Annotated in this window: 24 protein-coding genes; 20 read left to right on the forward strand and 4 right to left on the reverse strand. The window is 69.1% G+C overall.

Translation table 11 applies throughout. The features are described from left to right. Positions 1-22 precede the first annotated feature (22 nt). From AB0G50_RS20860 to AB0G50_RS20905, 10 genes are all read left to right on the forward strand, one after another. Positions 23-1,339, forward strand: a complete 1,317-nt coding sequence (locus tag AB0G50_RS20860; RefSeq protein ID WP_360110982.1) for an MCE family protein — start codon at positions 23-25, stop codon at positions 1,337-1,339. Then, the gene (locus tag AB0G50_RS20865) at positions 1,336-2,367 is read left to right on the forward strand and encodes an MCE family protein (protein WP_360110985.1); all 1,032 of its coding nucleotides are present in this window, start codon (positions 1,336-1,338) and stop codon (positions 2,365-2,367) included. The genes AB0G50_RS20860 and AB0G50_RS20865 overlap by 4 nt, the downstream gene beginning before the upstream one ends. Next, the gene (locus AB0G50_RS20870) at positions 2,364-3,374 is read left to right on the forward strand and encodes an MCE family protein (RefSeq protein ID WP_360110988.1); all 1,011 of its coding nucleotides are present in this window, start codon (positions 2,364-2,366) and stop codon (positions 3,372-3,374) included. Before AB0G50_RS20865 ends, AB0G50_RS20870 begins: the two co-directional genes overlap by 4 nt. Continuing rightward, a complete protein-coding gene (locus AB0G50_RS20875; RefSeq protein ID WP_360110991.1) occupies positions 3,374-4,543 on the forward strand; it encodes an MCE family protein in 1,170 nt (389 codons plus the stop codon). The genes AB0G50_RS20870 and AB0G50_RS20875 overlap by 1 nt, the downstream gene beginning before the upstream one ends. Next, a complete protein-coding gene (locus AB0G50_RS20880) occupies positions 4,540-5,688 on the forward strand; it encodes an MCE family protein (RefSeq protein ID WP_360110994.1) in 1,149 nt (382 codons plus the stop codon). The genes AB0G50_RS20875 and AB0G50_RS20880 overlap by 4 nt, the downstream gene beginning before the upstream one ends. Continuing rightward, a complete protein-coding gene (locus tag AB0G50_RS20885; RefSeq protein WP_360110997.1) occupies positions 5,685-6,911 on the forward strand; it encodes an MlaD family protein in 1,227 nt (408 codons plus the stop codon). The genes AB0G50_RS20880 and AB0G50_RS20885 overlap by 4 nt, the downstream gene beginning before the upstream one ends. Before the next feature lie 8 nt (positions 6,912-6,919). Beyond that, entirely contained in the window at positions 6,920-7,432 is a 513-nt protein-coding gene (locus AB0G50_RS20890; protein WP_360111000.1) for a hypothetical protein, read from the forward strand. Positions 7,433-7,450: 18 nt separating this feature from the next. Next, the gene (locus AB0G50_RS20895; protein ID WP_360111003.1) at positions 7,451-8,407 is read left to right on the forward strand and encodes a hypothetical protein; all 957 of its coding nucleotides are present in this window, start codon (positions 7,451-7,453) and stop codon (positions 8,405-8,407) included. Between the two features lie 450 nt (positions 8,408-8,857). After that, positions 8,858-12,340, forward strand: coding sequence for a DNA-directed RNA polymerase subunit beta (locus tag AB0G50_RS20900; protein ID WP_360111006.1), 3,483 nt, complete (start codon positions 8,858-8,860; stop codon positions 12,338-12,340). A 94-nt stretch (positions 12,341-12,434) separates the two neighbouring features. Then, entirely contained in the window at positions 12,435-16,331 is a 3,897-nt protein-coding gene (locus AB0G50_RS20905; protein WP_360111009.1) for a DNA-directed RNA polymerase subunit beta', read from the forward strand. 74 nt (positions 16,332-16,405) lie between these two features. Here AB0G50_RS20905 and AB0G50_RS20910 read toward each other — a convergent pair whose 3' ends face one another. The 4 genes from AB0G50_RS20910 to AB0G50_RS20925 form a co-directional block, all read right to left on the reverse strand. After that, on the reverse strand, positions 16,406-16,843 hold the full coding sequence (locus AB0G50_RS20910; protein ID WP_360111012.1) for a hypothetical protein: 438 nt from the start codon (positions 16,841-16,843) through the stop codon (positions 16,406-16,408). Further along, positions 16,840-17,286: a hypothetical protein gene (locus tag AB0G50_RS20915; RefSeq protein WP_360111015.1), complete on the reverse strand. Its 447-nt coding sequence runs from the start codon at positions 17,284-17,286 to the stop codon at positions 16,840-16,842. Before AB0G50_RS20915 ends, AB0G50_RS20910 begins: the two co-directional genes overlap by 4 nt. An 82-nt stretch (positions 17,287-17,368) precedes the next feature. Beyond that, positions 17,369-17,665 carry a zf-TFIIB domain-containing protein gene (locus tag AB0G50_RS20920; RefSeq protein ID WP_360111018.1) on the reverse strand — a complete coding sequence of 99 codons (297 nt, stop codon included), beginning with the start codon at positions 17,663-17,665 and terminating at the stop codon, positions 17,369-17,371. Between the two features lie 38 nt (positions 17,666-17,703). Beyond that, positions 17,704-18,600, reverse strand: a complete 897-nt coding sequence (locus AB0G50_RS20925; protein ID WP_360111021.1) for a phosphotransferase — start codon at positions 18,598-18,600, stop codon at positions 17,704-17,706. Positions 18,601-18,956: 356 nt separating this feature from the next. On the opposite strand from AB0G50_RS20925, the gene rpsL reads away from it, so the two are divergent. The 10 genes from rpsL to rpsS all read left to right on the forward strand — a co-directional run bounded on the left by rpsL (position 18,957) and on the right by rpsS (position 26,788). Next, complete coding sequence (gene rpsL / locus AB0G50_RS20930; RefSeq protein WP_030473471.1) at positions 18,957-19,331, forward strand: 30S ribosomal protein S12; 375 nt, start codon at positions 18,957-18,959, stop codon at positions 19,329-19,331. Further along, entirely contained in the window at positions 19,331-19,801 is a 471-nt protein-coding gene (gene rpsG, locus AB0G50_RS20935; RefSeq protein WP_360111025.1) for a 30S ribosomal protein S7, read from the forward strand. Before rpsL ends, rpsG begins: the two co-directional genes overlap by 1 nt. Before the next feature lie 86 nt (positions 19,802-19,887). Beyond that, the gene (fusA, locus tag AB0G50_RS20940; protein WP_360111028.1) at positions 19,888-21,990 is read left to right on the forward strand and encodes an elongation factor G; all 2,103 of its coding nucleotides are present in this window, start codon (positions 19,888-19,890) and stop codon (positions 21,988-21,990) included. Positions 21,991-22,126: 136 nt separating this feature from the next. Further along, positions 22,127-23,320 (forward strand): elongation factor Tu, encoded by a 1,194-nt coding sequence (gene tuf, locus AB0G50_RS20945; RefSeq protein ID WP_360111031.1) that lies wholly within the window; start codon positions 22,127-22,129, stop codon positions 23,318-23,320. A 319-nt stretch (positions 23,321-23,639) separates the two neighbouring features. Next, positions 23,640-23,945 (forward strand): 30S ribosomal protein S10, encoded by a 306-nt coding sequence (gene rpsJ / locus AB0G50_RS20950; protein ID WP_003938093.1) that lies wholly within the window; start codon positions 23,640-23,642, stop codon positions 23,943-23,945. A 51-nt stretch (positions 23,946-23,996) separates the two neighbouring features. Next, complete coding sequence (gene rplC, locus AB0G50_RS20955) at positions 23,997-24,647, forward strand: 50S ribosomal protein L3 (protein WP_360111036.1); 651 nt, start codon at positions 23,997-23,999, stop codon at positions 24,645-24,647. Positions 24,648-24,649: 2 nt separating this feature from the next. Continuing rightward, entirely contained in the window at positions 24,650-25,336 is a 687-nt protein-coding gene (rplD, locus tag AB0G50_RS20960; RefSeq protein ID WP_360111039.1) for a 50S ribosomal protein L4, read from the forward strand. Further along, on the forward strand, positions 25,333-25,632 hold the full coding sequence (gene rplW, locus AB0G50_RS20965; protein ID WP_360111042.1) for a 50S ribosomal protein L23: 300 nt from the start codon (positions 25,333-25,335) through the stop codon (positions 25,630-25,632). The genes rplD and rplW overlap by 4 nt, the downstream gene beginning before the upstream one ends. Positions 25,633-25,654: 22 nt before the next feature. Next, the gene (rplB, locus tag AB0G50_RS20970) at positions 25,655-26,488 is read left to right on the forward strand and encodes a 50S ribosomal protein L2 (RefSeq protein ID WP_360111044.1); all 834 of its coding nucleotides are present in this window, start codon (positions 25,655-25,657) and stop codon (positions 26,486-26,488) included. Positions 26,489-26,506: 18 nt separating this feature from the next. Continuing rightward, positions 26,507-26,788 carry a 30S ribosomal protein S19 gene (rpsS, locus tag AB0G50_RS20975; RefSeq protein WP_015105260.1) on the forward strand — a complete coding sequence of 94 codons (282 nt, stop codon included), beginning with the start codon at positions 26,507-26,509 and terminating at the stop codon, positions 26,786-26,788. The last annotated feature ends 19 nt before the right edge of the window (positions 26,789-26,807 follow it).

The following is a 26,807-nucleotide window of genomic DNA, read 5'->3' on the forward strand; positions in this document are numbered from 1 at the left end:
CCCACCGCGCGGGAGGCGCGCCGTGATCCGCCGCCGGCTGCTGGGCGTGGTCTTCCTCGCGGTGATCGCGCTCTTCCTCAGCCTCACCATCGCGTTGTACGACAACGCTTTCACCGAACGCGTGAAGGTCGTGCTGAAAACCGACCACGTCGGCAACCAGCTCCTGGTCGACTCGGACGTGAAGGTGCGCGGCCTGGTCGTCGGCGCGGTGAAGGCGATCCGCACCTCCGGCGACGGCGCCGAGCTCGAACTCGCGCTGGACCCGGCGCGGGTCGGGCAGATACCGGCGAACGTCTCCGCGCGCCTGCTCCCGAAAACCCTGTTCGGCGAGCGGTACGTGAACCTGGTGCTGCCCAGGCAGTCCACGACGCCGATCACCGACGGCGCGGTCATCGAGCAGGACCGCTCCAGCAGCGCGATCGAGCTGGAACGGGTGCTCGACGACCTGATGCCGGTGATCCAGGCCGTGCAGCCGGAGAAGCTCGCGACCACGTTGACCGCGGTGTCCCAGGCGCTGGAGAACCGCGGCAAGCCGCTCGGCGACACCCTGGTCCGGCTGGACCGGTACCTCGGCGAGCTCAACCCGCAGCTGCCCGCGCTCAAGGAGGGCATCTCCCGGCTCGCGGACGTCGCGAACGTCTACGCCGACGCCGCGCCCGACCTGCTCCAGGCGCTCACCGACGCGACCGTCACCAGCCGGACCCTCGTGGACCAGAAGCAGAACCTGCTGACCCTCTACGGCTCGCTGACCACGACCTCGATGGACCTGAACACGTTCCTCACCGTGAACAAGAACAACCTGATCCGGCTCGCCGACGTCAGCCGGCCGACGTTGCAGCTGCTCGCGAAGTACGCGCCCGAGTACCCGTGCCTGCTCAAGCAGCTCACCGAGTTCAAGCCGGTGATCGACCAGGCGTTCGGCAAGGGCACCGACGAGCCGGGCCTGCACATCACGCTGGAGATCACCGCCAACCGCGGCAAGTACGAGCCGAACAAGGACGAGCCGGAGTACGCCGACAAGCGCGGGCCGCGCTGCTACGACCTCGTGCCGCGGCCGAACCCGTTCCCGCAGTACCCGCCGGAGGGCGCGGTGAAGGACGGCTCGTCCTCGCCGCCCGCCGCCCGGGTCGCGAACGACGGCGTGCTGCCCGCCGCGACCGCGTACGGCACCACCTCGCCGTCCGCGGTGAACGAGATGGGCACGGCCAACTCGCCGCAGGAGCAGGCGATGCTGTCCGCGCTGCTCGCGCCGCAGTTCGGTGCCACGCCGGAGCAGATGCCGAGCTTCACCGCGCTGCTGCTCGGCCCGCTGTACCGGGGCGCGGAGGTGACCGCGTGAGGTCCCTCGTCGCGCCGCTGGTCAAGCTCGCGATCTTCGCCGTGGTCACGGTCCTGGCCACCGCGCTGCTCGCGATCACCATCTCCAACAGCAACTTCGCCGCCGCCACCGGCTACAAGGCCAGGTTCACCGACGTCACCGCGCTCAACGAGGGCGACGACGTGCGGATCGCGGGCGTCCGGGTGGGTCAGGTCGACGGGATCCGGGTGGTGGACAAGCGGGTCGCGGAGGTCGACTTCTCGGTGGAGGAGGGTCGGACCCTGCCCGCCGGCGTCACGGCGACCATCAAGTACCGGAACCTGGTGGGGCAGCGGTACGTCTCGCTCGACCAGGGCGTCGGCGACCCGAACGCGGTGCTCAAGGCAGGCGACACGATCCCGTTGGCGCGCACGAAGCCCGCGCTCGACCTGACCGTGCTGTTCAACGGGTTCAAACCGCTGTTCCAGGCGCTGAACCCGGACGACGTGAACAAGCTGTCCGGCGAGATCGTCCAGGTGTTGCAGGGCGAGGGCGGCACGATCGACAGCCTGCTGCGCCACACCGCCTCGCTGACCTCGACGCTCGCGGCCAAGGACCAGGTGATCGGCGAGGTCGTGGCCAACCTGAACTCGGTGCTGGACACCGTGAACGCGCGCACCGACGAGGTGTCCACGCTGGTCTCGACGCTCCAGGAGCTGACCACCGGGCTGGCCGCGGACCGCGAGCCGATCGGCGAGGCGATCAGCGCGCTGGGCGATCTCACCACCACGACCGCGGACCTGGTCGACCAGTCGCGGCGGCCGCTCAAGGAGAGCATCGCGAACCTCGGGCTGGTGTCGCAGACGTTGGCGGACAACGAGTCCGTCGTGGAGGGCGTGATCCAGCGGTTGCCGAACAAGCTGGAGGCGTTCTCCCGCACCGCCTCCTACGGCTCGTGGTTCAACTTCTTCCTGTGCGAGGGCTCGGGCAAGGTCGCGGTGCCGCCGCTGATCACCACCCCGATCCCGATCACCGCCCTGCCCGTGACCCAGCCGAGGTGCCGCCCGTGAAACCGCAACGGAACCCGGTCACCGTCGGCCTCGTCGGCCTCACCGTCATCGCGCTGCTGCTGCTCGCCGCGTTCTACTCCGACGACCTGCCGATCGTGGGCGGCGGCACGACGTACTCGGCCGAGTTCTCCGAGGCCGCGGGTCTGGTGTCGGGCAACGAGGTGCGCGTCGCGGGCGTGAAGGTCGGCAAGGTCACCCGGGTGCGGCTGGTCGACGACCGGGTCGTGGTCTCGTTCAAGGTCAAGGACGCCTGGGTCGGCGACCGCAGCACCGCGATGATCCGGATCAAAACCCTGCTGGGGCAGAAGTTCCTGGCCCTGGACCCGCAGGGGTCGCGGCCGCTCGACCCCGGCGACCCGATCCCGAAGGACCGCACGCTCGCGCCCTACGACGTGCAGGAGGCGTTCAACGGCCTCGCCACGACCGTCGGCCAGATCGACACCAACCAGCTCGCGGACAGCTTCCAGGTGCTGTCCCAGACGTTCGAGGGCTCGTCGGACAGCGTGCGCGGCGCGTTGGACGGTCTCTCCGCGCTGTCCAAGACGATCTCCTCGCGGGACGACCAGCTCGCGCAGCTGTTGGCTGGCACCAAGCAGATCAGCCAAACCCTGGCCGACCGCAACGACCAGTTCGAGAAGCTGCTCGCGGACGGCAACCTGCTGCTCGGCGAGCTGCGCAAGCGCAAGGACGCGATCACCGCGCTGCTGGGCGGGACCCGCGAGCTGTCCAGGCAGCTGACCGGGCTGGTCGCGGACAACACCGCGCAGCTCAAGCCGGCGCTCGACCAGCTCGACCGGGTCACCACCATGTTGCAGCGCAACCAGGACGCGCTCGGCCGCGGTCTCGCCCTGCTGGCCCCGTTCTACCGGGTCTTCGCCAACACGCTGGGCAACGGCCGCTGGTTCGACACCTACATCTGCGGCCTGCTGCCCCCGTCGGTGAACCTCGGCGTGATCGGTTTCAACGAAGAGGGCTGCCTGCCCCCCGGCGTGCAGAAGGGGAACTGATGGCGACCACGCGCGCGGGACGTGACCTGGGTCGGGCCGTGGTGATCGCGGTCGTGCTGGCGCTCGTCGCGGCGACCGCGATGTGGTGGGCGTTCGACGGCGCGGGCACCCGCAAGGTCACGGCGCTGTTCGGCGCGGCGGTCGGCGTCTACCCCGGCTCGGACGTGCGGGTGCTCGGCGTGCGGATCGGCGAGATCGAGGACGTGCGACCGGAGGGGACCCAGGTCCGGGTCACCCTGTCGCTCGACCGCGCCGTGAAGGTGCCCGCCGGCGCCCAGGCCGTGGTGGTCGCGCCCAGCGTGGTGTCGGACCGGTACGTGCAGCTGTCGCCGGCGTACTCGTCCGGGCCGACGCTCGGCGACGGCGCCACGATCCCGCGCGAGCGCACCGCGACGCCGGTCGAGCTCGACGAGCTGTACGCGAGCCTGGACAAGCTCACCACGGCGCTGGGACCCAACGGTGCCAACAAGAACGGCGCGCTGTCGGACCTGCTGACCTCGGCCGCGAAGAACCTCGACGGCAACGGCAGGGCGATCGGCGACACGATCAAGCAGCTCGGCGACGCCACCCGCACCCTGTCCGGCTCGAAGGACGACCTGTTCGGCACGATCGACAACCTGTCGCGGTTCACCGGCATGCTGGCCGCGAACGACGGTCAGGTGCGGGACTTCAACCGGCAGCTCGCCGACGTCGCGAAGTTCCTCGCCGACGAGAAGGACGACCTCGGCGCGGCGCTGACCGAGCTGGCCACCGCGCTGGGCGCGATCCAGGGGTTCATCAAGGACAACCGGGGCGCCGTCAAGTCCAATGTGGACAAACTGGCGGGCATCACCCAGGTCCTGGTCGACCAGCGGGCCGCGCTCGCCGAAACCCTCGACGTCGCGCCGCTCGCGCTGGGCAACCTCCAGAACGCCTACAACGCGGCGTCCGGCACGCTGGACGTCCGCGCTGACCTGAACGAGCTGAACCAGCCGCCGATCGTGCTGATCTGCAAGCTGATCCAGTCCGTCGAGCCGGGGAAGGTGCCGCAGGTGCTGTCCCAGACGTGCAACCAGCTGGCCCCGATCCTGTCCGGCGCGGTGCCGCTGAAGACGCCGGCCGAGGTCATCACCGACCTCAACCAGGGCAGGCTGCCGCTGCCCCTGCCGCTCGCGGGGGTGCCGCAATGAGGCGGCTCGTCGTGGTGCTCGTCGCGTTCCTGCTGGCGGGCTGCGGTTCGGGCGGGTTCGACGGCGTCTACAACATGCCGCTGCCCGGCGGCGCGGACGTGGGCGACCGGCCGTACCGGGTGAAGGTGCGGTTCAAGGACGTGCTGGACCTGGTGCCGCAGGCCGGGGTCAAGGTGAACGACGTGCCGGTGGGTCGGGTCGAGGGCATCGGGCTCGGCCCGGACGGCTGGACCGCCGAGGTCACGCTGCTGGTGAACGGCTCGGTGACGCTGCCGGCCAACGCGGTCGCGAAGCTGCGCCAGTCCGCGCTGCTCGGCGAGAAGTACGTGGAGCTGGGCAACCCGGCCACCGGCCAGGAGCAGGGCACGCTGACCGACGGCGCGACCATCCCGGTCGAGCGGACCAACCGCAACCCCGAGGTCGAGGAGGTGTTCGGCGCGCTGTCCATGCTGCTCAACGGCGGCGGCATCGCGCAGCTCCAGAACATCTCGAAGGAGCTCAGCGCCGCGCTGGAGGGCAACGAGCCGGAGATCCGGTCGCTGCTGTCCGATGTGGACACCCTGGTCGGGCAGCTGGACGAGCACAAGGCCGAGATCACCCGGGCCCTGGACGGGGTCAACCGGCTCGGCGGCACGCTCAACGCGCAACGCGACCAGATCACCGGCGTGCTCGACGGGCTGGAGCCGGGCCTGAAGGTGCTGTCCGACCAGCGCACCCAGCTCGTGACGCTGCTCCAGTCGCTGGACAAGCTCTCCGACGTCGCGGTGGACACGGTGAACCGGTCCAAGGACGACATCGTGGCCGACCTCAAGGCGCTGGCGCCGACGTTGCAGAAGCTCGCCGAGGCGGGCACCAACCTGCCCAACGGGTTCGAGCTGCTGCTGACCTACCCGTTCCCGGACTCGGCGGTCGACGGCATCAAGGGCGACTACACCAACCTGTACGCCGACATCGACCTGAACCTGGGCACCATCGCGGACAACCTCGGCCGGTCCCGGCAGAGCGCGATCCCGTCGTTGCCCGGCATCACCGGCAACGCGCCGTCGCTGCCGTTGCCGCTGCCCAACCTGCCGCTGCCGCAGCTCGGCACCACGCCCGGGCTCGGCGACCTGCTCGGTGGCCTGCTGGGAGGTGGTCGCGGGTGATCCCCCGGAAGATCAAGCTCCAGATCGGCGCCTTCGTGCTGATCGCGCTGCTGGGCGTCAGCTACGTGGGCGCGAAGTACGCGGGTCTCGGCCGGGTGTTCGGCTCGTCCGGGTACGTGGTGACGATGGAGTTGGCCGACTCGGGCGGCGTGTTCACCAACGCCGAGGTCACCTACCGGGGTGTCGCCGTCGGCCGGGTCGGCGCGATGCGGCTGACCGCGGACGGGCTGGAGGTCGACCTCGGCATCGACCCGGACGCACCGGCGATCCCCGCCGACCTGGAGGCCGTGGTGGCGAACCGGTCCGCCGTCGGCGAGCAGTTCGTGGACCTGCGGCCGCGCGGCGTCGACGGGCCGTACCTGGCCGCCGGGTCGGTCATCCCGAAATCGGCGACCCGGATCCCGCCGCCGGTGGACACCCTGCTCGGCAACCTCGACGCGTTCGCGAAGTCGGTGCCGACGGACTCGCTGCGGACCGTGGTGGACGAGCTGGACCTGGCGTTCGACGGCACCGGGCCCGACCTCCAGGTGCTGCTGGACAACACCCGGTCGTTCACCGCCGCCGCCACGCAGCACCTGCCGCAGACCAAGTCGCTGCTCGACAGCGGGGTGGTCGTGCTGCGCACGCAGGTGGCCTCGGGCAGCGCGATCCGGTCGTTCAGCGGTGACCTGCGGCAGCTCGCCGAGCAGCTGAAGAAGTCCGACGGGGACATCCGGCAGCTGATCGCGGTGGCGCCGCAGGCCGCCGAGCAGGTGTCCGCGCTGCTGGACGAGAGCGGGCCGAACCTGGGTGTGGTGTTCGCGAACCTGCTCACCACCGGCAACATCCTGGTGACCAGGCTCGACGGCCTCGAGCAGATCGCGGTCACCTACCCGATCGCGGTCGGCGGCGGCTTCTCGGTGGCCGCGGGCGACGGCACCGCGCACTTCGGGCTGGCCCTGAACGTGTTCGACCCGCCGCCGTGCACGGTCGGCTACGAGGGGACGAAGATCCGCTCCGGCACCGACACCACGCCGCAGGCCCTGAACACGCAGGCGTACTGCGCGCTCGCCAGGGGTAGTGCCACCAGTGTGCGCGGCTCGCAGAACGCGCCGTACGGTGGCACGCCCACCACGCCGCAGGGCGACGAGACGTCGCAGCCGGGTCAGGAGTCGACCTCGAGGCCCGCCGCCGACGTGCCGGTGCTGACGAGCCTCGGCCAGCTGCTCGGGCTGCCGGGCTGAGGAGGGTGATGAACGTCCGACGGTGGGTGACCCCGGTCGCCGTGGTGCTCGCGGTGCTCGCGGCCGGGTACGCGGTGTGGGCCGGCGTGTCCTGGTGGGGCGCCACGCGCAGCGACTCGGTCGAGTTCGCGCACGAGCGCGAGGAGGTGCTGCGGGTCGGCCAGGTCGGCATCGCGAACTTCACCACGCTCGACTACAAGAAGGTGGACGAGGACCTGAACCGCTGGCTCGACTCCTCGACCGGCGGGCTGCGGTCGGAGATCGAGAACTCCCGCGACTCGCGCCGCAAGCAGATCGAGGACGCGAAGACGGTCACCGTGAGCCGGGTGCTCGACGCGGCCGTGACCGACCTGGACGCGCGGGCGGGCAAGGCCCACCTGATCGCCGTCGTGGAGACGACGGTCACCCCGGAGGGCGCCGCGTCGGTGAAGAAGGTCAACCGCTACCAGACCGACCTGACCCGCACCGACGGCGGCTGGAAGCTCAGCGCCCTGGGGCCGGTCCTGGCCGGCGGCGCCTGATTAGGAGAGTGGACCCCCGTGCCTCCCGCCCGACGCCGTCCCGTCCCGTCCACCCCGACGGGCCGCCCCCGCGTGGCCGGCCTGCGCAAGCGACCGACCGACCCGCCCGTCGTGACCCCGCCCGCCGAGCCGGCCGACCCGACCCCGACCACCGCGGCGCCCGCGGCCGTCGAGGAGACGGACCCCCCTCGGCCGACCGAGCCGACCGAGCCCGTCGAGCCCGTCGAGCCGGCCGAATCCGACCGACCGGCCGACTCCACCGACCCGGACGAGCCGGAAGACCCCGACGAGCCGGCCGCCAAGCCGCGCCCGACCGGTCGACGCCGCCGGGACGCCCCGCTGCCCGAGCCGGTCGACGCCCCGTCGCCCAAGCCCAGGCGCAAGCCCGGGCCCGAGGCCGCCGAACCGCTCCCGGTCGAGGTGGTGGGGGAGGAGCCGACCCGGCGCGGGCTGCTGCTGCCGGTGTCCCTGCTGGTGCTGGCCGCCGTGCTGGTGGGCCTGGGCGTCTGGTTCCAGGGCCGCGCGGGCGACGTGCGGTACAACCGGGCCCTGGTGGACAGCGCCGCCACCACCGAGGTGTCCGGCCAGGTCAGGGACGCGGTGGAGAAGGCCTTCTCGTACAACTTCGCCGACGTCTCCGCCACCGAGAAGGCCGCGGCCGACCTGCTGGTCGGCAAGGCCAAGTGCCAGTACGAGGCGATCTTCGAGCCGGTGCGCACGCTGGCGCCCGAGCAGAAGCTGGTGGTCACGGTGAAGGCCGTGTCGAGCGGCGTGACCTCGCTGGACGACGGCCGGGCCACCGTCCTGCTGTTCATCGACCAGGTCACCACCCGCACGACGGACAACCAGAGCGGCGGCGGCATCGCGATGATGCGGGTCGGCGCCGAGAAGGCCGGCGACCGGTGGAAGGTCGACAACATGGAGATGTTCGGGTCGACCGCGGACCAGTCGGCGTCCCTCGCCCGGTGCGGGTGAGCCGCCGGGCGTCCACTCAGGACCCCGGTGCGCTCTTTTTGATCGTTTACAACGTGACGTCCGTCACTTTTTCTTGGCCCGGTGGCTGCGGCCCGAACGGGGGTCGGTTCGCGGCTTCCGGGGCAGGTCAACGCCTCGCGAGGCGGAACACCCCGGAGTTTGCCCTGGTCACGGCCGTTACTCGCGGTGAACGCGGTTTGCGCCACAGGGGTGATCAGTGCGTGGCATCTTGACTGCGGGCGTCGGCGGGGTCACTCTGTCGTTGAACACGAGGAAGGTCCTTCCAGGTGCCTCTCGACAGTTGGCGTGCGCGTAGCTAGACTGCCCCTTTGCGCTGCCCTCTTTCCGTTTGCCCTTCGCCGAGAGCTGGATTGCCGGGCATCGCCGCACCCTTGACAGCCGTGCTAGTTCCGCTGACTAGCCAGCTACCTGTCCCTGGAAGGACGCATCTTGGCGATCTCTCGCGCGACCAAGGCCACTGCTGCGACCAACTCCACGTCGGGGATCCCCGGAGCGCCGAAGCGGGTTTCGTTCGCGAAGATCCACGAGCCGCTTCAGACGCCCAACCTGCTCGACCTGCAGATCCAGTCGTTCGAGTGGCTCACCGGAGACGAGGCCTGGTTCCAGCGCCGCGTCGACGCCGGTGACGAGGCCCCCACGGGCGGCCTCGAGGAGGTCCTGAACGAGATCTCCCCCATCGAGGACTTCTCCGGCTCGATGTCCCTCTCCTTCTCCGACCCGCGCTTCGACGAGGTCAAGGCCTCGACCGAGGAGTGCAAGGACAAGGACATGACGTACGCCGCCCCGTTGTTCGTCACGGCGGAGTTCACCAACCACACGACTGGCGAGATCAAGAGCCAGACCGTGTTCATGGGTGACTTCCCGATGATGACCGACAAGGGCACGTTCATCATCAACGGGACCGAGCGCGTGGTGGTGTCCCAGCTCGTCCGGTCGCCCGGTGTCTACTACGACACGGCGATCGACAAGACGACCGACAAAGACGTGTTCAGCGTCAAGATCATCCCCTCCCGGGGCGCGTGGCTCGAGTTCGACGTGGACAAGCGCGACACCGTGGGTGTCCGCATCGACCGCAAGCGTCGCCAGCCGGTGACGGTGCTGCTGAAGGCCCTCGGTTGGTCGACGGAGCAGATCCGCGAGCGCTTCTCGTTCAGCGAGACGCTGCTCACGACGCTGGAGAAGGACCACACCGCGGGCACCGACGAGGCCCTGCTCGACATCTACCGCAAGCTGCGCCCGGGCGAGCCGCCGACGAAGGAGTCCGCGCAGGCCCTGCTGGAGAACCTGTTCTTCAAGGACAAGCGCTACGACCTCGCCAAGGTCGGCCGGTACAAGGTCAACAAGAAGCTGGGTCTGGCCACCCCGATCACCACGGGCGTGCTGACCGAGGACGACATCGTCACGACGATCGAGTACCTGGTCCGCCTGCACGCCGGTGAGACGTCGATGCAGCCGGGCGAGACCGAGGTGCCGGTGGAGGTCGACGACATCGACCACTTCGGCAACCGCCGCCTGCGCACCGTCGGCGAGCTGATCCAGAACCAGATCCGGGTCGGCCTCTCCCGCATGGAGCGCGTCGTCCGCGAGCGGATGACGACCCAGGACGTCGAGGCGATCACGCCGCAGACCCTGATCAACATCCGCCCCGTGGTGGCCGCGATCAAGGAGTTCTTCGGCACCTCGCAGCTGTCGCAGTTCATGGACCAGATCAACCCGCTCGCGGGTCTGACCCACAAGCGCCGCCTGTCGGCGCTGGGTCCGGGCGGTCTGTCCCGTGAGCGCGCCGGCATGGAGGTCCGCGACGTCCACCCGTCGCACTACGGCCGCATGTGCCCGATCGAGACGCCGGAAGGCCCGAACATCGGCCTGATCGGCTCGCTCTCGTCGTTCGCGCGGGTCAACCCGTTCGGCTTCATCGAGACGCCGTACCGCAAGGTGGTCGAGGGCCGGGTCACCGACCAGATCGACTACCTGACGGCCGACGAGGAAGACCGCTACGTCAAGGCGCAGGCGAACGCCAAGATCGACGACGACGGCAACTTCGTGGAGAACCGCGTCCTGGTCCGCAAGAAGGGCGGCGAGGTCGAGTTCATCGACCCGTCGGACGTCGACTACATGGACGTCTCGCCGCGCCAGATGGTGTCCGCCGCGACGGCGCTCATCCCCTTCCTGGAGCACGACGACGCCAACCGCGCCCTGATGGGCGCGAACATGCAGCGCCAGGCCGTCCCGCTGCTGCGCAGCGAGTCGCCGCTGGTCGGCACCGGCATGGAGCTGCGCGTCGCGGTCGACGCCGGTGACGTGGTCGTGGCCAAGAAGGCCGGTGTGGTCGAGGAGATCTCCGCCGACTACGTCACGGTCATGGCCGACGACGCGTCGCGGCAGACCTACGCGCTGCACAAGTTCCGCCGCTCGAACCAGGGCTCGTGCATCAACCAGAAGCCCATCGTGAACGAGGGCGACCGGGTCGAGCACGGCCAGGTCATCGCGGACGGGCCGTGCACCGAGAACGGCGAGATGGCCCTGGGCAAGAACATGCTCGTGGCGATCATGCCGTGGGAGGGCCACAACTACGAGGACGCGATCATCCTCTCGCAGCGGATCGTGCAGGACGACGTCCTGACCTCGATCCACATCGAGGAGCACGAGATCGACGCCCGCGACACCAAGCTGGGCGCCGAGGAGATCACCCGGGACATCCCGAACGTCTCCGAGGAGGTCCTGGCCGACCTGGACGAGCGCGGCATCATCCGCATCGGCGCCGAGGTCCAGCCGGGCGACATCCTGGTCGGCAAGGTCACGCCCAAGGGCGAGACCGAGCTGACCCCGGAGGAGCGCCTGCTGCGCGCCATCTTCGGCGAGAAGGCCCGCGAGGTCCGCGACACGTCGCTGAAGGTGCCGCACGGCGAGTACGGCAAGGTCATCGGCATCCGCGTGTTCAGCCGCGAGGACGACGACGAGCTGCCCCCCGGCGTGAACGAGCTGGTCCGCGTCTACGTGGCCCAGAAGCGCAAGATCCAGGACGGCGACAAGCTCGCCGGCCGGCACGGCAACAAGGGCGTCATCGGCAAGATCCTCCCGGTCGAGGACATGCCGTTCCTCGAGGACGGCACCCCGGTCGACATCGTGCTGAACACGCACGGCGTGCCGCGTCGTATGAACATCGGCCAGGTCCTGGAGACCCACCTCGGGTGGATCGCCAAGCAGGGCTGGAGCGTCAACGGCGACGAGGACTGGGCGAAGAACCTGCCCGAGGACATCTACGAGGTCGACCCGGGCACCAAGACGGCGACCCCGGTGTTCGACGGCGCCCGCGAGGACGAGCTGATGGGCCTGTTGGGCGCGACGCTCCCCAACCGCGACGGCGAGCGGATGGTCAAGCCGAACGGCAAGGCCACCCTGCTCGACGGTCGCAGCGGCGAGCCGTTCCCGTTCCCGGTCTCGGTCGGCTACATGTACATCCTCAAGCTCGGCCACCTGGTGGACGACAAGATCCACGCGCGTTCGACCGGCCCGTACTCGATGATCACGCAGCAGCCGCTGGGTGGTAAGGCGCAGTTCGGTGGTCAGCGCTTCGGTGAGATGGAGTGCTGGGCGATGCAGGCGTACGGCGCCGCCTACACGCTCCAGGAACTGCTCACCATCAAGTCCGACGACGTGCTCGGCCGCGTGAAGGTCTACGAGGCCATCGTCAAGGGCGAGAACATCCCGGAGCCGGGTATCCCGGAGTCCTTCAAGGTGCTGCTCAAGGAGCTCCAGTCGCTGTGCCTCAACGTCGAGGTGCTGTCCTCGGACGGCGCCGCGATCGAGATGCGCGACGGCGACGACGAAGACCTCGAACGCGCGGCCGCGAACCTCGGCATCAACCTGTCGAGGTCCGAGTCGCCGTCCGTGGACGACGTCGTCAACTGACCCTCGCCGGCCGCCGGGAACGCCTCACCGCGCTCCCGGCGGCCTCACCGCCAGCTCCTGTGCACACCGAAACAAAAAGGGGAAGAGAGTAGACGTGCTCGACGTCAACTTCTTCGATGAGCTCCGCATCGGTCTCGCGACCGCGGACGACATCCGCCAGTGGTCCTTCGGCGAGGTCAAGAAGCCCGAGACCATCAACTACCGCACGCTCAAGCCCGAGAAGGACGGCTTGTTCTGCGAGAAGATCTTCGGTCCCACCCGGGACTGGGAGTGCTACTGCGGCAAGTACAAGCGCGTGCGCTTCAAGGGCATCATCTGCGAGCGCTGCGGCGTCGAGGTGACCCGTGCCAAGGTGCGCCGCGAGCGGATGGGCCACATCGAACTGGCCGCGCCCGTCACGCACATCTGGTACTTCAAGGGCGTCCCCAGCCGGTTGGGCTACCTGCTCGACCTGGCCCCGAAGGACCTCGAGAAGATCATCTACTTCGCGGCCTACGTGATCGTGGGCGTGAACACCGAGCTGCGCCACAACGACCTGCCGACGCTGGACAGCGAGATGCAGGTCGAGCGCAAGCGCGTCGAGAACCGCCGTGACGCGGACGTCGAGGGCCGCGCGCAGAAGCTGGAAGCCGACCTGGCCGAGCTGGAGGCGGAGGGCGCCAAGTCCGACGTGCGCCGCAAGGTCAAGGAGGGCGGCGAGCGGGAGATGCGCCAGCTCCGCGACCGCGCCCAGCGCGAGCTGGACCGGCTGGACGAGATCTGGTCCACCTTCACCAAGCTCGAGCGCGCCCAGCTGATCGCGGACGAGATGCTCTACCGCGAGCTGTACGACCGCTACGGCGACTACTTCACCGGCGCCATGGGCGCCGAGGCCATCCAGAAGCTGCTGGGTGACTACGACGTGGACGCCGAGGCCGACGTGCTGCGGGAGACCATCCGCAGCGGCAAGGGGCAGAAGAAGCTCCGCGCCCTCAAGCGCCTCAAGGTCGTCGCCGCGTTCCAGGCGACCCGCAACAACCCGCAGGGCATGGTCCTGGACTGCGTCCCGGTCATCCCGCCGGACCTGCGCCCGATGGTGCAGCTCGACGGTGGCCGCTTCGCCACGTCCGACCTGAACGACCTGTACCGCCGCGTGATCAACCGGAACAACCGCCTCAAGCGACTGATCGACCTCGGCGCGCCCGAGATCATCGTCAACAACGAGAAGCGGATGCTCCAGGAGGCCGTCGACGCGCTGTTCGACAACGGCCGCCGCGGCCGGCCGGTGACGGGTCCGGGCAACCGTCCGCTCAAGTCGCTGTCCGACCTGCTCAAGGGCAAGCAGGGCCGGTTCCGCCAGAACCTGCTCGGCAAGCGCGTCGACTACTCGGGCCGTTCGGTCATCGTGGTCGGCCCGCAGCTCAAGCTGCACCAGTGCGGTCTGCCCAAGCAGATGGCGCTGGAGCTGTTCAAGCCGTTCGTGATGAAGCGCCTGGTGGACCTCAACCACGCGCAGAACATCAAGTCGGCCAAGCGCATGGTGGAGCGGGCCCGCCCGGCCGTGTGGGACGTGCTCGAAGAGGTCATCACCGAGCACCCCGTGCTGCTCAACCGCGCGCCCACGCTGCACCGCCTCGGCATCCAGGCCTTCGAGCCCCAGCTGGTCGAGGGCAAGGCCATCCAGCTGCACCCGCTGGTCTGCGAGGCGTTCAACGCCGACTTCGACGGTGACCAGATGGCGGTTCACCTGCCGCTGTCGGCCGAGGCGCAGGCCGAGGCCCGCGTGCTGATGCTGTCGTCGAACAACATCCTCTCGCCCGCGTCGGGCAAGCCGCTCGCCATGCCGCGTCTGGACATGGTGACCGGCCTGTACCACCTGACCCGGCACCGCGAGGACGACCTGGGCGAAGGCCTGGCGTTCTCCTCGCCGGCCGAGGCGCAGATGGCGTTCGACCGCAAGGTCCTCGGTCTCCAGGCCATGGCCAAGATCCGGATCTACGACAAGAACCCGCCCAAGGGCGAGGAGCCCGAGGGCTGGGAGCCGGGTCAGCCGTGGCTGGCCCACACCACCCTCGGCCGGGTCCTGTTCAACGAGATCCTGCCGCAGGACTACGCCTTCATCAACGAGGTCATGCCCAAGAAGCGGCAGGCCACGATCATCAACGACCTGGCCGAGCGGTACCCGATGGTCACCGTCGCCCGGACGCTGGACAAGCTGAAGGACGCCGGTTTCCACTGGGCCACCCGCTCCGGCGTGACGGTCGCGATCTCGGACGTGCTCATGCCGGAGTCCAAGCAGGACATCCTGGACGAGTACGAGAAGCTCGCCGACGCGGTGGAGAAGCGCTACCAGCGCGGTCAGCTCTCCTACACCGAGCGCAACAGCGAGTTGGTCAAGGTGTGGACCAAGGCGACGGAAGAGGTCGCCGAGGCCATGGAGGCCAACTTCCCGGAGGACAACTCGATCCGCGTGATCGTGAAGTCCGGCGCGGCGGGCAACATGACCCAGGTCCGCTCCCTCGCGGGCATGCGCGGTCTGGTCACGAACCCGAAGGGCGAGTACATCCCGCGTCCGATCAAGAACTCGTTCCGCGAGGGCTTGTCGGTGCTGGAGTACTTCATCGCCACGCACGGCGCCCGCAAGGGCCTCGCCGACACCGCGCTGCGCACCGCCGACTCGGGTTACCTGACCCGTCGTCTGGTGGACGTGTCGCAGGACGTCATCATCCGCGAGGTCGACTGCGGCACCTCGCGCGGCGTGAACATGACGGTCGGCGAGCGGCAGGGCGACAAGGTCGGCCTGGCGGAGTTCGCGCAGACGTCGGTCTACGCCCGCACGATCGCCGAGGACATCACCGACGCCGGTGGCAACACCGTGCTCAACCGCGGTGACGACCTGGGCGACCCGGCCCTGGCCACGCTGGTCGAGGCCGGCGTGACCCGGGTGAAGGTCCGCTCGGTGCTGACCTGCGAGTCCGCCGTGGGTGTGTGCGCCTCGTGCTACGGCCGTTCGATGGCGACCGGCCAGCTGGTCGACGTCGGCGAGGCCGTGGGCATCGTGGCCGCGCAGTCGATCGGTGAGCCCGGCACGCAGCTGACGATGCGCACCTTCCACCAGGGTGGTGTGGCCGGTGACGACATCACGACCGGTCTGCCCCGTGTGCAGGAGCTCTTCGAGGCCCGCGTGCCGAAGGGCAAGGCGCCCATCGCCGACGTCGACGGCCGCGTCCGGATCGAGGACGGCGACCGCTTCTGGAAGATCACCCTCATCCCGGACGACGGGTCCGAGGAGATCCTCTTCGAGAAGCTGTCGAAGCGTCAGCGCCTGGCCAACACGGCCACCGGCCCGTTGCAGGACGGCGACCACGTGTCCGTCGGCCAGCAGCTGCTGGAGGGCACGCCCGACCCGCACGAGGTGCTGCGCGTGATGGGGCCCCGCGAGGCCCAGCTGCACCTGGTGCAGGAGGTCCAGAAGGTCTACCGGGCCCAGGGTGTGGCGATCCACGACAAGCACATCGAGGTCATCGTCCGGCAGATGCTGCGCCGGGTGACGATCATCGACTCGGGTGCCACCGAGTTCCTGCCGGGCTCGCTGGTCGAGCGCGCGGAGTTCGAGTCGGGCAACCGCCGCGCCGTCGCCGAGGGCAGCGAGCCCGCGGCCGGCCGTCCGGTCCTGATGGGCATCACGAAGGCGTCGCTGGCCACCGACTCGTGGCTGTCGGCGGCCTCCTTCCAGGAGACCACGAGGGTGCTGACCGACGCGGCCATCAACGGCCGCTCGGACAAGCTCATCGGCCTGAAGGAGAACGTGATCATCGGCAAGCTGATCCCGGCCGGCACCGGCATCAACCGGTACCGGAACATCCAGGTGCAGCCCACCGAGGAGGCCCGCGCGGCGGCCTACGCGATCCCGAGCTACGACGACGGCTACTACACGCCGGACGTCTTCGGCACGGGCACGGGTGCCGCGGTCCCGCTGGACGACTACGACTTCGGCCGCGACTACCGCTGAAGTCCGTGATCGGCTGATCCACCGACCGGAGGCCCCGGGGCAATCGCCCCCGGGGCCTCCGGCCGTTCGAGGGGCTAGAGCGCGCGGCGGCGGGACTTGGCCAGGGACCTGGCCCGCGCGACCAGGTCGTCCACCAGGTCGGCGTCGGCGAGCGGTGGCCCGCCGTCGGCGCAGCACGGTGGTTTGGTGCGACGTTCGTTGAGGGCCGGCGCGACGCCCGCCAGTTCGTACAGCGCGTCGTAGAGGTTCCGGCCGGGGTCGTCGTCGTGCGCGCCCACCAGCAGGACCCACGCGGTGTCGGGCGAGGGGAAGGCGACCACCACCCGGTCCGGGCCGCGCAGGTGCTTCACGCACAGCCTGGGCAGCGGTTCGGGACCGGTGATCCGGTAGCCGAGAGCGGCGCAACCGGAGTGGGAGAGCTCGTCCAGGAAACGGTCGTAGGCGACCCGGGCCTGGCCTCTGAGTCCGGCGGACTGGAGCGTCGCCACCGGGGTTTCGACTACTTCGATCAAGCTGAGCGGACCACGCGTCCTTCGCCGCGGTGCATCTGGTCGAGACTCGTCGCCAGGTCCTCGCGGTCCAGCAGGGACGCGTCGCTCAACCGTCGGTGCACCTCGTCCAGCAAACCCCTCGTCCGACCCGCCCGGCGCAACTCCGACACCAGGTGGACGACCTCGTGCAGGCGCACGGCGTCCAACAGCATCCGGGGTTCCGACGTCACGACCTCCAGCACGCCCTCGCGCGCCCAGGCCTTGACCGTCTTCTCCGTCAGGTCGAGCAGCTCGCCCGCCACGACCGGGCGCACGGGCGGCGCGCCGGAGAGCACGCGGCTGACCACGTCGGTCAGCTTGTGCCGTCGCACGTCGTCCTCCGAGAGCGACGACGCGACCTCCTCGATGTCCTCCACCTGCGAGAACAGGCCGCGGATCAACGCGGCCTCCGTGGCGACCGACATGGCGCACCTCCCTGACTACCGATTATCACCCGGATTCTCGGTAGTCGCAACGGCGGCTCCCGGAGGAGCCGCCCGCACCCCGTCAGGACGAGAAGAACAGCCCGGACAGCCCGTGGTGCTTGCGGTGGCCGTAGTGGTGGCCGCCGTAGTGCTGCTGGTGACCCCACGCGGGCTGGGTCTGCACGTAGTGGACCTGAGGGGCAGGTGCCGGGGCGTGCGCGGCGGGCGGGGGCGGGGGAGCCATCTGGGTTTCCAACCGGGTGATGGCCTCGAGCTCGCCGTAGTCGAGGAAGACTCCGCGGCAGCCGTCGCACTGCTCGATGTGCACGCCCATGCGGTCGTAGGTGCGCATGTTCGCATGACACTTGGGACACTGCATCGTCTGAGCCTCCTGCTCTCGGTGCGTTGACCGCGATATTAGCCGCGGGTGACCGGTTCGTGGGTCGAGACGATCCGACCACAAGCCTCGATCAGGGCATCCTGGGCGTCGTCCAAACGTTTGCCGTCACGCTCCGCAGCCGTCAGCGCACGCGCCGCCATCTGCACCACCAGCGCCCGCGCCGGTACCTCCAGCGCGGCCCACGGGTCGGTCGGCGCCACCGCGGTGCCCCCGGCCGCGGCGTAGGCGTCCAGCAGGCGGGCCCAGGTGTCCGGGTCGAGGACGCCGGCCAGCAGCAGCGCCGCGGGCCGCGCCAGGTCCCACGCGGGGTCGCCGCGGCCGAGGTCGTCCAGGTCGATCAGCCGCCACCCGTCCCGCCACAGCAGCTGGCCGAGGTGCCAGTCGCCGTGGATCACCGCCGAGCCCGCCCTCGGCGCGGCGGGCAGCGTGCCGAACGCCCGCAGCACCACGTCCGCCACCGGCGACGACGGCATCTCGCGCACCGCGCGCACCATCCGCGACCACGCGCCGGACTCCGGCACGCCGGGGAAGTCGGCCGCCGGGAACCGGTGCAGCGCCGCGAGCACCCGCCCGGCGGCCTCCATCGGCAGCTCCTCCGGTTCGCCCTGCGGCACCGGCGTGCCGAACGGCCACACCGTCACCACCCGGTCGCCGACGAACGCCGGCGGCCCGAGCGGTGGCAGCAGCACGTCGCCCGTCCGGTGGTCGGCGGCGACCGCCAACCGCGCGCGCAGCGGCTCCACCGGGGTGCCGGGCTCGTGCGCCTTCACCACGACGTCACCCACTCGGGCTACGACCACCGGGCCGCGCACCGCCAGCACCACCGGCTCGAGGGGAACAGAACCCGGCTCCGCGGTGTTGTCGACGTACGTGCGGGCGATCTCCGCCATGCCCTCGACCAGGTCGGGATTCACCCGGTCAGTCTGGCGGGCGTGCCGCCGGCAGGGTGGGAGCGGTCGTGTCAAGCCGCCGGACCCACCCGTTTTGACCCGTGGGATTGGACCGGGGTATCTTTGGTACTCGTGCCCGACCCATGTCGGGCCGCTCCGCGTGCCTACGCGCCAGTCGTGCTGGACAGCCGGCCGCGGTGACCTCCACTCGTAGGGGCGTCCTGGGATGTCGCCTGCGGACCTGGGGATCGTGCCGGACCCTCGCCGGGCTCCACCGGAAGGGCACGACACGCCCGACCTCGGGTGCAGAGAGGGACCAGGTAAACAGTGGTCGACGCCCCCAAGGCGACGAGCACTCGAATGGAAGAAGCAGCCGGCGTATGCCAACGATCCAGCAGCTGGTCCGCAAGGGCCGGCAGGACAAGGTCGCGAAGCAGAAGACCGCGGCGCTCAAGGGCAGCCCGCAGCGGCGCGGTGTGTGCACCCGCGTCTACACGACCACGCCCAAGAAGCCCAACTCGGCGCTCCGCAAGGTCGCCCGCGTGAAGCTGACGAGCGGCATCGAGGTCACCGCGTACATCCCCGGTGAGGGCCACAACCTCCAGGAGCACTCGATGGTGCTCGTGCGCGGCGGTCGTGTGAAGGACCTCCCCGGTGTCCGTTACAAGATCATCCGCGGTTCCCTCGACACGCAGGGCGTGAAGAACCGCAAGCAGGCTCGCAGCCGCTACGGCGCGAAGAAGGAGAAGAGCTGATGCCCCGCAAGGGACCGGCCCCGAAGCGGCCGCTGATCTCCGACCCGGTCTACAGCTCTCCGCTGGTGACCCAGCTCATCAACAAGGTGCTGGTCGACGGCAAGCGCTCCGTGGCCGAGCGGATCGTGTACGGCGCCCTCGAAGGCGCCCGCGACAAGAACGGCACGGACCCGGTGGTGACCCTCAAGCGCGCTCTCGACAACGTGAAGCCGGCGCTCGAGGTCAAGTCCCGCCGCGTCGGTGGCGCGACCTACCAGGTGCCGATCGAGGTCAAGCCCGGCCGCGCGACCACCCTCGCGCTGCGCTGGCTGATCACCTTCTCCCGTCAGCGCCGCGAGAAGACCATGATCGAGCGCCTGATGAACGAGCTGCTCGACGCGAGCAACGGCCTGGGCGCGAGCGTGAAGCGCCGCGAGGACACCCACAAGATGGCCGAGTCGAACAAGGCCTTCGCCCACTACCGCTGGTGACGTCGTGCCTGCCGGGCCGCCCCGAGCGGCCCGGCAGGCACTCCCAGCCCTAGTGAGCCTGCGAGCTCAAGACAGGGGATACACCCGTGGCACAGGATGTGCTCACCGACCTGGCCAAGGTCCGCAACATCGGGATCATGGCCCACATCGACGCGGGCAAGACCACGACGACCGAGCGGATCCTGTTCTACACCGGGATCAGCTACAAGATCGGCGAGGTCCACGACGGCGCGGCCGTGATGGACTGGATGGAGCAGGAGCAGGAGCGCGGCATCACGATCACGTCGGCCGCGACGACCTGCTTCTGGAAGAACCACCAGATCAACATCATCGACACGCCGGGCCACGTGGACTTCACGGTCGAGGTCGAGCGCAACCTCCGCGTCCTCGACGGCGCCGTCGCCGTCTTCGACGGCAAGGAGGGCGTCGAGCCCCAGTCCGAGCAGGTCTGGCGCCAGGCGACGAAGTACGACGTCCCGCGCATCTGCTTCGTGAACAAGATGGACAAGCTCGGCGCGGACTTCTACTTCACCGTGAAGACGATCAAGGAGCGGCTCGGCGCGAAGCCGTTGCCGATCCAGATCCCGATCGGGTCGGAGAGCGACTTCATCGGTGTCGTCGACCTGGTCGAGATGCGGGCGCTGACCTGGCGCGGCGAGGTCCAGAAGGGCGAGGACTACACCGTCGAGGAGATCCCGGCCGACCTGGCCGAGACCGCCGCGGAGTACCGCGAGCAGCTGGTCGAGGCCGTCGCGGAGACCGACGACGCCCTGATGGAGCTGTACCTGGGCGGCGAGGAGCTGTCGGTCGAGCAGATCAAGACCGGCATCCGCGCGATCGTCAAGAACCGCAGCGCCTACCCGGTGCTGTGCGGCTCGGCGTTCAAGAACAAGGGCGTCCAGCCCATGCTCGACGCGGTCATCGACTTCCTGCCCGCCCCGCTGGACCTCCCCCCGGTCGAGGGCACGCTTCAGGACGGCGAGACGCCGGCCTTCCGCAAGCCGTCCACGGACGAGCCGTTCGCGGCGCTGGCGTTCAAGATCGCCACGCACCCGTTCTTCGGCAAGCTCACCTACATCCGGGTCTACTCGGGCAAGGTCGCCGCCGGCACCCAGGTCGTCAACTCGACCAAGGACCGCAAGGAGCGCATCGGGAAGATCTTCCAGATGCACGCCAACAAGGAGAACCCGGTCGACGAGGCCATCGCGGGCCACATCTACGCCGTGATCGGTCTGAAGGACACCACGACCGGTGAAACCCTGTCGGACCCCCAGCACCCCATCGTGCTGGAGTCGATGACCTTCCCCGAGCCGGTCATCCAGGTCGCCATCGAGCCCAAGACGAAGGCCGACCAGGAGAAGCTGGGCACCGCGATCCAGAAGCTGGCCGAGGAGGACCCGACGTTCCGGGTCAACCTCGACCAGGAGACGGGCCAGACCATCATCGCCGGCATGGGCGAGCTCCACCTGGACATCCTGGTGGACCGCATGCGCCGCGAGTTCAAGGTCGAGGCCAACATCGGCAAGCCGCAGGTGGCGTACCGGGAGACGATCCGCCGCAAGGTGGAGAAGTACTCCTACACCCACAAGAAGCAGACCGGTGGTTCGGGCCAGTTCGCCAAGGTCCTCATCGACCTGGAGCCGCTGGAGAAGACCGAGGACGGCGCTCTCTACGAGTTCGTCAACGCGGTCAGCGGCGGTCGCATCCCGCGGGAGTACATCCCGTCGGTCGACGCCGGCGCCCAGGACGCCATGCAGTACGGCGTGCTGGCGGGCTACCCGCTGGTGGGGGTCAAGCTGACCCTGACCGACGGTGCCTACCACGAGGTCGACTCCTCGGAAATGGCGTTCAAGATCGCGGGCTCCATGGCGCTGAAGGAAGCCGCGCGCCAGGCGAGCCCGGCGATCCTCGAACCGCTGATGGCCGTCGAGGTCACCACGCCCGAGGACTACATGGGCGACGTGATCGGCGACTTGAACTCCCGCCGTGGTCAGATCCAGGCCATGGAGGAGCGCAGTGGTGCCCGTGTCGTCAAGGCGCTGGTGCCGCTGTCGGAGATGTTCGGGTACGTGGGCGACCTGCGGTCGAGGACCCAGGGTCGCGCCAACTACTCGATGACGTTCGACTCCTACGCCGAGGTTCCCGCGAACGTCGCCAAGGAGATCATCGCGAAGGCGACGGGCGAGTAACCCCAACCGGAGCACCGCAGCACCACGCGGGCTCTCCGGGGTGAGTCCCTGGGGTCCGCATCAACCCTGACGTGACGCCCGGCGGGCGGTGAACCACCCGCCGGGCTAAGCAATAGAAGTCCAGGAGGACAATCCAGTGGCGAAGGCGAAGTTCGAGCGGACGAAGCCGCACGTCAACATCGGCACCATCGGTCACATCGACCACGGCAAGACGACGCTGACCGCGGCGATCTCCAAGGTGCTGCACGACGAGTTCCCCGACCTGAACCCCTTCACGCCGTTCGACCAGATCGACAAGGCGCCGGAGGAGAAGCAGCGCGGTATCACGATCTCGATCGCGCACATCGAGTACCAGACCGCGAACCGGCACTACGCGCACGTCGACTGCCCCGGTCACGCCGACTACATCAAGAACATGATCACCGGTGCGGCGCAGATGGACGGCGCCATCCTGGTGGTCGCGGCGACCGACGGCCCGATGCCGCAGACCAAGGAGCACGTGCTCCTGGCCCGCCAGGTCGGCGTGCCCTACATCGTGGTGGCCCTGAACAAGGCCGACATGGTGGACGACGAGGAGATCCTGGAGCTCGTCGAGCTCGAGGTCCGCGAGCTGCTCTCCGAGTACGAGTTCCCGGGCGACGACCTGCCGGTCGTGCGCGTCTCCGCGCTGAAGGCGCTGGAGGGCGACGCCGAGTGGGGCAAGGCGCTCCTCGGCCTGATGGCCGCCGTGGACGAGAACATCCCGGAGCCCGAGCGTGACGTCGACCGCCCGTTCCTGATGCCGGTCGAGGACGTCTTCACGATCACCGGTCGTGGCACGGTCGTCACCGGTCGTATCGAGCGCGGCATCGTCAAGGTCAACGAAGAGGTCGAGATCGTCGGCATCAAGGAGACCTCGAAGAAGACCACGGTCACCTCGATCGAGATGTTCAAGAAGTTCCTGGACGAGGGCCGCGCGGGCGACAACGCCGCGCTGCTGCTGCGTGGCGTGAAGCGCGAGGAGGTGGAGCGCGGCATGGTCATCGTGAAGCCGGGCACCACGACCCCGCACACCGAGTTCGACGCGCAGGTCTACATCCTGTCGAAGGACGAGGGCGGCCGCCACACGCCGTTCTTCAACAACTACCGCCCGCAGTTCTACTTCCGCACGACCGACGTGACCGGCGTCGTGACCCTCCCCGAGGGCACCGAGATGGTCATGCCGGGCGACACCACGACCATGGCCGTGAAGCTGATCCAGCCGATCGCCATGGACGAGGGCCTGCGGTTCGCCATCCGCGAGGGTGGCCGCACCGTCGGTGCGGGCTCGGTCACCAAGATCCTGAAGTGACCTCGCTCTAAAAACTCCACCCCCGATTTGGACTCGCGCACGTCGTGTGCGACCATTGACGGGTTGCTCGTCGGGGCGGCCGGTTCGATCAGAATTCGGCCGCCCCGTCACGAGCGGGGTTTGGCAAGTCAATCCCACGGTCGTATCAGTGGGACCGGTCTGAGCGTAGGGCGCGACACGCCCGACCGCGTGGACCGGGCACCGTGACACCGCTCGGTGTCAATCCTGAATAGGGGGCGGAGCGCGCCGGAGGTCCCGTGACCTCGCGAAAGGTGCCCGCACCGCAGCGGTACTAGAAGCAGAGGAACGGCAAGCCACTATGGCGGGACAGAAGATCCGCATCCGGCTCAAGGCCTACGACCACGAGGCGATCGACGCGTCTGCGCGCAAGATCGTCGAGACCGTGACGCGCACCGGCGCTCGGGTCGTCGGGCCTGTGCCGCTGCCCACTGAGAAGAACGTCTACTGCGTCATCCGCTCGCCGCACAAGTACAAGGACTCGCGCGAGCACTTCGAGATGCGCACGCACAAGCGTCTGATCGACATCCTCGACCCGACGCCGAAGACGGTGGACGCGCTCATGCGCATCGACCTGCCGGCGAGCGTCGACGTCAACATCCAGTAAGCGTGGACGCGGCAGTGTTGATCCCATTTGGGGCGGAGAGTAACGAGAACCATGTCTGACAGGCAGGTCAAGGGCCTCCTGGGTACCAAGCTCGGTATGACTCAGGTCTTCGACGAGAACAACCGGATCGTCCCGGTGACCGTCGTCAAGGCCGAGCCCAACGTGGTGACCCAGGTTCGGACCCAGGAGAACGACGGCTACTCGGCCGTGCAGTTGGCCTTCGGCGCTATCGACCCGCGCAAGGTCAACAAGCCCGTTGCGGGCCACTACGCCAAGGCGGGCGTGACGCCTCGCCGCCACCTGGCGGAGCTGCGCACCACGGACGCGTCCGAGTACACGGTCGGCCAGGAGATCACCGCCGAGGTGTTCGAGGCCGGCGCGGTTGTCGACGTTGTCGGCACCAGCAAGGGCAAGGGCACCGCGGGTGTCATGAAGCGGCACGGCTTCAAGGGTCTGGGCGCGAGCCACGGCACCCAGCGCAAGCACCGGTCGCCCGGCTCCATCGGTGGCTGCGCCACGCCCGGCCGCGTGTTCAAGGGCCTGCGCATGGCGGGCCGCATGGGCCACGTCCGCGTGACGACCCAGAACCTGAAGGTGCACAAGGTCGACCTCGAGTCCGGCCTGCTGCTCATCAAGGGCGCGGTCCCCGGTCCCAAGGGCGGCACCGTGTTCGTCAAGACCGCTGCGAAGGGTGGTGCCTGATCATGACGTCCGTTGAGGTCCGCACCCCGGACGGCAAGACCGACGGTTCCGTCGAGCTGCCGGCGCACGTCTTCGACGCGCAGGCCAACGTCGCGCTGCTGCACCAGGTCGTGGTGGCCCAGCAGGCCGCCGCGCGCCAGGGCACGCACAAGACGAAGACCCGCGGCGAGGTGTCCGGCGGTGGCAAGAAGCCGTACCGCCAGAAGGGCACCGGTCGTGCCCGGCAGGGCTCGACCCGCGCGCCGCAGTTCGCCGGCGGTGGCGTGGTCCACGGTCCCCAGCCGCGCGACTACTCGCAGCGCACCCCCAAGAAGATGAAGGCCGCCGCCCTGCGTGGCGCCCTCTCCGACCGGGCGCGCGCCAACCAGGTCCACGTGGTCAGCGGTTTCGTCGAGGGCGACGTCCCGTCGACCAAGACCGCGCGCAAGGTGCTGGAGGCCGTCACCGACGCCCGCCGCGTCCTGGCCGTGCTGCTGCGCACCGACGAGGTGTCGTGGGTGAGCCTGCGGAACCTCCCGCACGTGCACATCATCGCGCCGGACCAGCTGAACACCTTCGACGTCCTGGTGAACGACGACGTGGTGTTCACCAAGGACGCTCTGGACGTGTTCCTCGCGAGCAAGGCCCAGTCGGGTCGCGGCTCCGCCGAGGCGGTCGCCGGTTCGTCCGAAGTGGAGGACGAGAAGTGATCCCCGACCACCGGGACATCCTGCTCGCGCCGGTCATCTCCGAGAAGTCCTACGGGCTCCTGGAGGAGAACAAGTACACCTTCGTGGTGCACCCGGGTGCGAACAAGACCCAGATCAAGATTGCCGTGGAGAAGGTCTTCGGCGTCAAGGTCGTCAGCGTCAACACGATCAACCGTCAGGGCAAGCGCAAGCGGACCAAGACGGGCTTCGGCAAGCGCAAGGACACCAAGCGCGCCATCGTGACGCTGTCCGCCGAGAGCAAGCCGATCGAGATCTTCGGCGGCCCGGCCGCCTGATGACGACGAGGACTGCGTAGAGATGGGCATTCGCAAGTACAAGCCGACGACCCCCGGTCGTCGCGGTGCGAGCGTCTCCGACTTCGCCGAGATCACTCGGTCGACGCCGGAGAAGTCGCTGATCCGTCCGCTGCACGGCCGTGGTGGCCGCAACGCTTCGGGCAAGATCACGACGCGGCACAAGGGTGGCGGCCACAAGCGGGCCTACCGCCTGATCGACTTCCGCCGCACGGACAAGGACGGCGTGCCGGCCAAGGTCGCGCACATCGAGTACGACCCCAACCGCACGGCGCGCATCGCGCTGCTGCACTACGCGGACGGCGAGAAGCGCTACATCATCGCGCCGGCCAAGTTGCAGCAGGGCGACCGGATCGAGAACGGCCCCAAGGCCGACATCAAGCCGGGCAACAACCTGCCGCTGCGCAACATCCCGGTCGGCACGGTGATCCACGCGATCGAGCTGCGCCCCGGTGGCGGTGCGAAGATCGCCCGCTCCGCCGGCGCGAGCGTGCAGCTCGTGGCCAAGGACGGCCCGTACGCCCAGCTGCGGATGCCCTCGGGCGAAATCCGCAACGTGGACGTCCGCTGCCGCGCCACGGTCGGCGAGGTCGGCAACGCCGAGCACCAGAACATCAACTGGGGCAAGGCCGGCCGCATGCGGTGGAAGGGCAAGAAGCCCACCGTCCGCGGTGTCGCCATGAACCCGGTCGACCACCCGCACGGTGGTGGTGAGGGCAAGACCTCCGGTGGACGCCACCCGGTGAACCCGGCCGGCAAGCCCGAAGGCCGTACCCGTCGCCGCAAGGCAAGCGACAGGCTCATCGTCCGGCGTCGTCGCACCGGCAAGAAGCGCTGAGCAGGGAGGGAGTGAAGGATGCCACGCAGCCTTAAGAAGGGCCCCTTCGTGGACGACCACCTGCTCAAGAAGGTGGACGTCCTCAACGAGTCGGGCAAGAAGACCGTCATCAAGACCTGGTCCCGCCGGTCGACGATCATCCCCGACATGCTGGGCCACACGATCGCGGTGCACGACGGCCGCAAGCACGTGCCGGTGTTCGTGACGGAGGCGATGGTCGGGCACAAGCTCGGCGAGTTCGCGCCGACCCGCACCTTCAAGGGCCACATCAAGGACGACCGGAAGTCGCGCCGCCGCTAGGCGACGAACTAGAAAACGC

Source organism: Actinosynnema sp. NPDC020468 (assembly GCF_040642015.1).
Taxonomy (GTDB): Bacteria; Actinomycetota; Actinomycetes; order Mycobacteriales; family Pseudonocardiaceae; genus Actinosynnema.